The following is a 1015-nucleotide window of genomic DNA, read 5'->3' as shown; positions in this document are numbered from 1 at the left end:
CGCCAATGGTGAAGGTGGCCCACTGTGATCGATCCGCTGATTTCCTTCGTGCTGCTGGCGGCCATTGTGGTTGTCGCCATCGGTGCCGCTCGCATCGTGTCGTGGCTGCTGGACCGGCGTGATCGTGCCGCCGTCCAGCGCGCTAAGGAAGCGGCCATCGTCGCCCAGGCACGCGCCGAACTGGCCGCCTCGGGCTGGACCGCTCAGGACGAGGACCGTTACCAGTCCGATCGCCAAGGTGGCTGCCATGGGTGAGTGCTTGATCGTTACTGCCGTCCAGTGGAACGAGCTGATGCGCGCCATTGGGCTGATGTTCCTCACTGTGGTCGGTATCGGCCTCTTCGCTCGATTCGATCTGAGCCTGTGGGAATGGCGCGTACGTCGCTACCTGCGCCGACGTCGCATTGCGCGCATCAGGGGGGCCGCCCATGGCCGTTGATCGCGCTCGCTTCAGGATGGCCGTTGAGGGCGGGGCAGGGGGCTTTTCCCCGCTTTCGCCCGGTGAAAAGGGGCGGCGGGCGGCGGCGGAGATTGGCCCGGGGAGTAACACGGGCCAAAAGGGTCAGCAGGACGCAATCATCGACTACCTGACCATTGTGGTCCCGCTCTCCGCCCTTGAAGAAGTGAACTGCAAGAAGCTGGACCTCTTGCTGTTCCGCATCTTCGGCTTCCGTGGCGAGGTTGTTGCCGGTGCGATTCGCGAGAAGAACTGGAACTTCTACGAGCAGTCGGCGGTGCTGATCGACCGGGAAAACGAGGTGGTTGGCCGTGTCGGCATCGGGGGCAAGAAAAGCACCGTGTGCCTGAGCCTCACCGGTATGGGTTGCAAGTGGATTCGTGACTGGGCACGCGTCTACAAGCAGTGCGCCATGCTCGATGCCAAGATCACCCGCGTTGACTGCGCGCACGACGACTACGAGGGCGAACGCCTGGACGTGCATGCGCTCCGCGAGGTTGCCGCGCAGGGCGGCTTTACCGAGGGCGGATGCCCTCCGCGTCACCGCTTCATTTCCGA

3 protein-coding genes are annotated in these 1015 nt (G+C 64.0%); all 3 read left to right on the top strand.

The window, feature by feature from the left end; all coding sequences use genetic code 11:
* Positions 1 to 24 precede the first annotated feature (24 nt).
* On the top strand, positions 25 to 255 hold the full coding sequence (locus LDM92_RS09740; RefSeq protein ID WP_223903062.1) for a hypothetical protein: 231 nt from the start codon (positions 25 to 27) through the stop codon (positions 253 to 255).
* On the top strand, positions 248 to 439 hold the full coding sequence (locus tag LDM92_RS09735) for a hypothetical protein (RefSeq protein WP_223903061.1): 192 nt from the start codon (positions 248 to 250) through the stop codon (positions 437 to 439). The genes LDM92_RS09740 and LDM92_RS09735 overlap by 8 nt, the downstream gene beginning before the upstream one ends.
* On the top strand, positions 429 to 1015 hold a 587-nt coding region (locus LDM92_RS09730; RefSeq protein ID WP_223903060.1), incomplete at its 3' end, for a hypothetical protein. The genes LDM92_RS09735 and LDM92_RS09730, both read left to right, overlap by 11 nt.

The organism is Lactobacillus laiwuensis, from assembly GCF_019972835.1.
GTDB classification, from domain to species: Bacteria; Bacillota; Bacilli; order Lactobacillales; family Lactobacillaceae; genus Lactobacillus; species Lactobacillus laiwuensis.
The sequence above is the reverse complement of the archived record's forward strand: the minus strand, read 5'-3'. Positions and strand labels throughout refer to the sequence as shown.